Below are 7,273 nucleotides of genomic sequence, written 5' to 3'. Positions count from 1 at the left end.
GGTCGTCGGGGTGGGTGAGGAGGGTGAGGAGGCCGAGTTCGGGGTTGGCGGCGATGGCGGCCGGGTCGGTGAGGGCGGGGATCTGCGCGGGGCCGAGGCTCACCGCGCGGAAGGTGTAGCCGGGCAGGGTGGTCGGGATGGGTTCGGCGAAGTGGGCGGCGGTGCGGTCGTCGGGGCAGATCACCAGGACGCTCACGGGGCATTGGAGCATCAGCCAGAGTGAGGCGGCGTAGCGGGGGAGCTGGCGGCGTTTGCTCTCGCTGCGGTCCTGCTGGACCTCGACGACGATGGCGTGCCGGGGGTGGCGGGCCGGGCCGACGGTGATGACGGCGTCGGGGTGGAAGTCCTTGGACGGCCGGTCGTTGAACGTCGTGTTCGCCAACTGGGCGTGGTCGCCGGGGGACAGGCCGACGTCGGCGGCCCCGGCCAGCAGCTCCACCGCCAGGGCGGGCCGTTCGCGGAACAGGTCGACGATCGCGTCGTGATGGGGGGACGGCATGACACGTAACGCTAGCGCACCATCACGTATGGTGACTAATCGTTTCCGGAAGTCCGCGCGCGTAGGTCTCCGCGTCGGCGAGGCGGCGGCGGAGGGCCGCCGAGTCCGGGGCCGTCGCGGTGATGAGCACGCCGGGGCCGACCAGGGGGAGCACTGAAAGGCCCTCGGCCGTGAACGGATCGGTTGCCAGGTCCGGACCGGCCAGCAGGACGCTGCCCACCGCTCGCGCGTCGGCCAGGACCGCCGTTGAGCCGTACACCGCCGGGTCGTCCAGGACGAGTTCGTGGCGCAGCAGGGGACGGCCCGCGTACGTCACGTCGAACCGGCTCGTGTGGCGGCCGGGCGGTTCGGCGTGGCGGCCGAGGATCAGTTCGTCCACCCAGCGCAGCGACGCGCCTTCCGCCAGGTCCACGAGGGCCTTCGCGTGGTGGTGGCAGCCGCGGGCCGCGACGGTCGGTTCCGGGGCGTAGTCCAGGCGCCCGCCCGCGCCGACCGTCGCGCGGACCGTCGTGCGGGACGGCGCCGGGCCGGGGAGCGCCAGGGCGGTCGCCGCCGACCGGATCGCGAGCCGCGCGCCCGGCCCGACCGCCAGGTCGAGCGCGGCGTCGTCGCCGCCGAGCGGGCTCGCCGCCGCGCCGACCAGGTACACGGCGTCGGCGGTGGCGCGGACGGCGAGCGGCCCGTCCGAGCGCAGCCGCGTCAGCCGGGTCCGGCCCGCCGCGTCGGCCTCGGCGGTGACGGCCGCGCGCGGCGTGTACCCGCGCGTCACGGGGCCGCGACGGGGACCACGGACCGCACCCACGCCGCGATGCCGGTCGCCGCCGGGTCCGTCCGCAGCGAGTTCAGGATCACCGGGCGGCCGTCGCGGACCCGCGCCGCGTCCGATTCCATGAGCGCGAGGTCGCTGCCGACGAACTCCGCGAGGTCCGTCTTGTTGATGACGAGCAGGTCGGCGGCGGCGACGCCGAGGCCGCCCTTGCGCGGCACGTCGTCGCCGCCCGCGACGTCCAGCACGAAGATCTGCCGGTCCGCCAGGCCCCGGCTGAACAGCGCGGTCAGGTTGTCGCCGCCGCTCTCGACGATCACCAGGTCCAGGCCGGGATGGCGGGCCTCCAGTTCCTCGACGGCGTCGAGGTTGGCGGAGATGTCGTCGCGGATCGCGGTGTGCGGGCACGCGCCGGTGCGGACGGCGGTGATCCGGTCGTCCGCCAGGACGGCCTCGCGGCGCAGGAAGTCGGCGTCCTCGGTCGTGTAGATGTCGTTCGTGACGACGGCCAGGTCCAGCTCGTCGCGCAGGGATCGGCACAGCGCGGCCGTCAGCGCGGTCTTGCCGGAGCCGACCGGCCCGCCGATGCCGAGCCGCAGAGCGCGGCCGACGACCGGCGAGGCCGTGTGCTCGTCCGAACCGAAATGTCCACCCATGCGTTTTCCCCTCAAGACTCGAACAGGCGCAGATCAGCGCCCGCGTGCAGTTCCGCGTACAGGTCCAGGACGGGCGCGGACGCGGCGGGCAGCTCCGCCCACGGCCCGCGCGCGGCGTCGGCGGCGCGCGCGGCGACCGCGTCGATGTCGGCGGCGAGCCCCGCGACGGCCCGGTTGACGGCGAGCGGGTCCAGCCCGAGCAGCCGCACCGCCGCCGACGCGCCGCCCGTCACACCGGTGAAGGCGGCGATCGACGCGGCGTCGCCCGGCCCGCCGCCCGCCGCCGCCGTCGCGGCCCCGAGCGCGACGGGATGGTGCGGCGCGGTGCCCGCCAGGGCGTCCAGCGCCGGATGCGCCCAGGTCGCGCGGGCGGCGCGCAGCAGCGACCGGCCCTGCGCCCGCGCCGCGCGCCGCTGCGCGGGGGACGGGGTGCGCGCGTCGGCCTCGGCGTCCAGCGCGTCGAACGCGTCGGCGGGCCCGGCCGCGTGCGCGCAGGCCGCCGCCGCGAGCGCCGCCGCGACGAGCCCGGCCGTCGCGAGCCGTCCGCGCAGGAACACGGTCAGGTCCGCGACGTCCGTCACCGCGCCCGCCGCGACGGCCGGTTCGACGCCGCCGGAGTGCGCGTGCCCGCCCGCCGGGAGCCGCGAGTCCGCGAGCAGCAGCAGCGCCGCGTCCGTCCCGGCCATTCAGAACAGGAAGTAGCGCTGCGCCATCGGCAGCTCGGCGGCGGGCGCGGGCTTGACCTCGTCGCCGTCGATGGTGACGGTGAAGGTGTCGGCGTCCACGCGGATGTCGGGCAGCGCGCCGTTGAGCGGCAGGTCGGTTTTCCCCAGGCGACGCGTGTCCTTGACGGGGACGAGCGCGCGCCGTACGCCGGTCAGTTTCTCCGCGATGCCGTCCTCCAGCGCGGCGGGCGACACGAAGTGCAGCGACGTCGCGGCGGCCACGGGCGCGGCGGCCCCGAACATCGGCCGCGGCAGCATCGGCTGCGGCGTCGGGATCGAGGCGTTCGCGTCGCCCATCGCCGCCCACGCGATGACGCCGCCCTTGAGGACGACCTGCGGCCGGACGCCGAAGAACGCCGGGTCCCACAGCACCAGGTCCGCGAGCTTGCCCGGCTCCACCGACCCGACCTCGCCGTCCAGCCCGTGCGCGACGGCCGGGTTGATCGTGTACTTGGCGACGTACCGGCGCGCGCGCAGGTTGTCGGCGGGCCCGTCGCCGGGCAGCGCGCCGCGCCGCCGCTTCATCGCGTGCGCGGTCTGCCAGGTGCGGATCACGGTCTCGCCGATCCGGCCCATCGCCTGCGAGTCAGAGCCGATGATGGAGATCGCGCCGAGGTCGTGCAGGACGTCCTCGGCCGCCATCGTCGTCGGCCGGATGCGGGATTCGGCGAACGCCAGATCCTCGGGCACCGACGGGTTCAGGTGGTGGCAGACCATGAGCATGTCAAGGTGCTCGTCGAGGGTGTTGACGGTGTGCGGCCGGGTCGGGTTGGTGGACGACGGCAGCACGTTCGGGTGCGCCGCGACGGTGATGATGTCCGGCGCGTGCCCGCCGCCCGCGCCCTCGGTGTGGTATGCGTGGATGGACCGTCCGCCGATGGCGCCGAGCGTCGACTCGACGTATCCGGCCTCGTTGAGTGTGTCGGAGTGCAGCGCGACCTGCACGCCGGACGCGTCCGCGACGCGCAGGCACGCGTCGATCGCGGCGGGCGTCGATCCCCAGTCCTCGTGCAGCTTGAACCCGGACGCGCCCGCGCGGAGCTGCTCCCACAGCGCCGCCTCCGACACGGTGTTGCCCTTGCCGAGCAGCGCGACGTTGACGGGCCACCCGTCCAGCGCCTCCAGCATCCGGTGGAGGTACCAGACGCCCGTCACGGTGGTGGCCTTGGTGCCCTCGGCGGGCCCGGTGCCGCCGCCGATCAGCGTCGTGACGCCCGCGCCGAGCGCTTCTTCCAGCAGTTGCGGGCAGATCAGGTGGACGTGGGAGTCCACCGCGCCCGCCGTGAGGATCTTGCCGTTGCCCGCCAGGACCTCGGTCGTCGGCCCGATGACCAGGTCCGGGTGGACGCCGTCCATCGTGTCGGGGTTCCCGGCCTTGCCGAGGGCGACGATCCGGCCGTCCCGGACGCCGACGTCCGCCTTGATCACGCCCCAGTGGTCCAGGACGACCGCGCCGGTGATGACGAGGTCCAGCGCGCCCTCCGCGCGGGTCGCCAGGCCCTGGCCCATCGACTCGCGGATCACCTTCCCGCCGCCGAACACCGCCTCGTCGCCCGCGCCCGCCGGGCCGCAACTGCGGTCCTCGGTGACCTCGACGAACAGGTCCGTGTCGGCGAGCCGGACGCGGTCCCCGGCGGTCGGCCCGTACAGCTCCGCGTAGCGGGCGCGGGTCAGCTCCGTCACCGCGGCCCTCCCTCGGCGCGCAGGCCCGGCACGACGCGGCGGCCCGCGAGCGGCACCAGCGACACCTCGGCCGTCATGCCGGGCTCGAACCGGACGGCCGTGCCCGCCGGGACGTCGAGCCGGTGGCCGCGCGCGGCGTCCCGGTCGAACTCCAGCGCCGGGTTGGCCTGCGCGAAGTGGTAGTGCGACCCGACCTGGACGGGCCGGTCGCCGGTGTTGACGACGGTCAGCGCGACGCGCGGCCGGCCGGGGTTCAGTTCGACGGGCTCCGCGCCCGTCCGGATCTCGCCGGGGACCATGCCCGCCTCCTAGGGGATCGGCCGGTGGACGGTGACGAGCTTGGTGCCGTCGGGGAACGTCGCCTCGATCTGGACGGAGTCCAGCATTTCGGGGATACCGTCCATCACGTCCTCGCGGGCGAGGACGGCGCGGCCGGACTCCATCAGCTCGGCGACCGTCCGCCCGTCGCGCGCGCCCTCCAGCACGTGGACGGCGATGATCGCGGTGGCCTCGGGATGGTTGAGCCGCAGCCCGCGCGCCCGCCGGTCGCGCGCCACCTGCGCCGCGACGTGGATGAGCAGGCGTTCCTGCTCGTGGGGTGAGATCAGCACGGAACCCGACGCTAGTGAGCGTCGACCCGCCACGGAATGGGGCGGTTAGCTATTTAACGGGCATTTCACACACGAAACACGGCCGTCATCAGGTGAGCACGATGACCAGCGCCGCGGACACCACGGCCAGCGCGAGGAAGAACGGCCGCCAGTCGCGCGGCGCCTCCGCGCGCGGCTCGGCGGCCCGCGGCGCGCCGGCCGACGCGAGCAGCCGCGCGGTCGCGGCGCGGGCGCGCAGCGCGAGGAACGCGGCCGGGACGCCCGCGAGCGCGAGCGCGGCCGACGCCGCCCAGTCCCGCAGCACGAGCCGGTAGACCAGGTCCGCGCCGAGCAGGACGGCGGCGGCGCTCCACAGCGGGGAGCGCAGCGGGAGCGCGCGCATGTCAGGCACCGCCCTTCTCGGTGATGTGCGGGTGGTGCAGGTCGAACGCGGGCCGCTCGGACCGGATGCTCGGGATCTTGACGAAGTTGTGCCGGGGCGGCGGGCAGGACGTCGCCCATTCGAGCGAGTTCCCGTGCCCCCACGGGTCGTCGGCGGTGACCCGGCGGCCCTTCTTCGCGGTCAGGTAGACGTTGAGGAAGAACGGCAGCATCGAGAACCCGAGGACGAACGAGAAGATCGACGAGACGTGGTTGAGCGTCGTGAACTCGTCGGGGTAGTCGGCGTACCGGCGGGGCATTCCTTCCGCGCCGAGCCAGTGCTGGACGAGGAACGTCCCGTGGAAGCCGATGAACAGCAGCCAGAAATGGACGTGGCCGAGCGCGTTGTTCAGCATCTTCCCGGTGAACTTCGGCCACCAGAAGTAGAAGCCCGCGAACATCGCGAACACGACCGTGCCGAACACGACGTAGTGGAAGTGAGCGACGACGAAATAGGTGTCGGAGAGTTGGAAGTCCATCGGCGGGGAGGCGAGGATGACGCCGGTCAGACCGCCGAACAGGAACGTCACCAGGAACCCGATCGACCACAGCATGGGGGCCTCGAAGGTGAGCTGCCCGCGCCAGATCGTGCCGATCCAGTTGAAGAACTTGATGCCCGTCGGGACCGCGATGAGGAACGACAGGAACGAGAAGAACGGCAGCAGGACCTGGCCGGTCACGAACATGTGATGCGCCCACACCGTCATCGCGAGCCCGGAGATGCTGAGCGTCGCGAAGACCAGGCCGACGTAGCCGAAGAGCGGTTTGCGGCTGAACACCGGCAGGATCTCGGTGACGATCCCGAAGAACGGCAGCGCGATGATGTAGACCTCGGGATGGCCGAAGAACCAGAACAGGTGCTGCCAGATGATCGAGCCGCCGAGCGCGCTGTCGTACAGGTGCGCGCCGAATTTGCGGTCGGCCTCCAGCGCCAGCAGCGCCGCCGCGAGCACGGGGAACGCGAGCAGCACCAGGACGCTGGTGAGCAGGATGTTCCAGGTGAAGATCGGCATCCGGAACATCGTCATGCCGGGCGCGCGCATGCACAGGATCGTGGTGATGAAGTTGACGCCGCCCATGATCGTCCCGAAGCCCGACATCACGAGCCCCATGACCCACATGTCGCCGCCGATGTTGGGGGAGCGGACCGAGTCCGACAGCGGCGAATAGGCGAACCAGCCGAAGCTGGCCGCGCCGCCGGGCGTCAGGAAGCCCGCGATGACGATGATGCTGCCGAACAGGAACAGCCAGTACGCCAGCATGTTCATGCGCGGGAACGCCACGTCCGGCGCGCCGATCTGCAAGGGCACGATGACGTTGCCGAAACCGATGAACAGCGGCGTCGCGAACATCAGCAGCATGATCGTGCCGTGCATGGTGAACATCTGGTTGAACTGCTCGTTGCCGAGGATCTGGAGTCCCGGTTCGAGCAGTTCCGCGCGGATCATCATGGCCATCAGGCCGCCGAGCAGGAACATCACGAACGACGTGACGAGGTAGAGGTAGCCGATCACCTTGTGGTCGGTCGAGGTGATCCAGGAGACGGCGAGCCGGCCTTTGGACGTCCGCTCGCCGGACGGCGGCGGCCGCATCGCCGACTCCCGCTCGACCGTGGTCATCGGTGCTCCTCGGAAAGATCCGCGCGGCGGGACGGTCCCGCCGCCGCGCGCCCGGCCGGACCGGCGCGGGCGCACCCTCACAAGATCGTCCATCGCGGCTGAATCGGGAGTCATCGCGCCGTCACGCGGCGCACAAATCTTCGGCTCGATCCGCATACCGGTGAGCGTCCGGCCGCCGGGGTCGTTGCCGTCGTGCGTGGCGGCCGGGGAAACGGCTTTGTACGTTGTGGCGACCGGCGGAAGCGCACGGGCGAGGGTCCGTTCCCGGAGCGCCGCGCGCTTCGGCGGCGGGGA

Annotated in this window: 8 protein-coding genes and 1 pseudogene; all 9 read right to left on the bottom strand. The window is 72.8% G+C overall.

Annotated features, from left to right (window positions below; all coding sequences use genetic code 11):
* Positions 1 to 499: pseudogene (locus G339_RS33215) on the bottom strand (hypothetical protein); the annotation flags it as partial.
* 22 nt (positions 500 to 521) lie between these two features.
* On the bottom strand, positions 522 to 1,268 hold the full coding sequence (locus G339_RS0110505) for an urease accessory protein UreD (RefSeq protein ID WP_019631038.1): 747 nt from the start codon (positions 1,266 to 1,268) through the stop codon (positions 522 to 524).
* Positions 1,265 to 1,921 carry an urease accessory protein UreG gene (gene ureG / locus G339_RS0110500; RefSeq protein ID WP_019631037.1) on the bottom strand — a complete coding sequence of 219 codons (657 nt, stop codon included), beginning with the start codon at positions 1,919 to 1,921 and terminating at the stop codon, positions 1,265 to 1,267. Before ureG ends, G339_RS0110505 begins: the two co-directional genes overlap by 4 nt.
* An 11-nt stretch (positions 1,922 to 1,932) precedes the next feature.
* Positions 1,933 to 2,607: an urease accessory protein UreF gene (locus G339_RS0110495; RefSeq protein WP_019631036.1), complete on the bottom strand. Its 675-nt coding sequence runs from the start codon at positions 2,605 to 2,607 to the stop codon at positions 1,933 to 1,935.
* Positions 2,608 to 4,329, bottom strand: a complete 1,722-nt coding sequence (locus tag G339_RS0110490) for an urease subunit alpha (RefSeq protein ID WP_019631035.1) — start codon at positions 4,327 to 4,329, stop codon at positions 2,608 to 2,610.
* Complete coding sequence (locus G339_RS0110485) at positions 4,326 to 4,628, bottom strand: urease subunit beta (protein WP_019631034.1); 303 nt, start codon at positions 4,626 to 4,628, stop codon at positions 4,326 to 4,328. Before G339_RS0110485 ends, G339_RS0110490 begins: the two co-directional genes overlap by 4 nt.
* 9 nt (positions 4,629 to 4,637) lie before the next feature.
* Entirely contained in the window at positions 4,638 to 4,940 is a 303-nt protein-coding gene (locus G339_RS0110480; RefSeq protein ID WP_019631033.1) for an urease subunit gamma, read from the bottom strand.
* A gap of 88 nt (positions 4,941 to 5,028) precedes the next feature.
* Positions 5,029 to 5,331: a hypothetical protein gene (locus G339_RS0110475; protein WP_157407455.1), complete on the bottom strand. Its 303-nt coding sequence runs from the start codon at positions 5,329 to 5,331 to the stop codon at positions 5,029 to 5,031.
* On the bottom strand, positions 5,324 to 6,979 hold the full coding sequence (ctaD, locus tag G339_RS0110470) for an aa3-type cytochrome oxidase subunit I (RefSeq protein WP_019631031.1): 1,656 nt from the start codon (positions 6,977 to 6,979) through the stop codon (positions 5,324 to 5,326). The genes G339_RS0110475 and ctaD overlap by 8 nt, the downstream gene beginning before the upstream one ends.
* Between the last annotated feature and the right edge of the window lie 294 nt (positions 6,980 to 7,273).

Source organism: Actinomadura atramentaria DSM 43919, from assembly GCF_000381885.1.
GTDB classification, from domain to species: domain Bacteria; phylum Actinomycetota; class Actinomycetes; order Streptosporangiales; family Streptosporangiaceae; genus Spirillospora; species Spirillospora atramentaria.
Note: the sequence above shows the minus strand (reverse complement) of the source record. Positions and strands in the feature narration are given on the sequence as shown.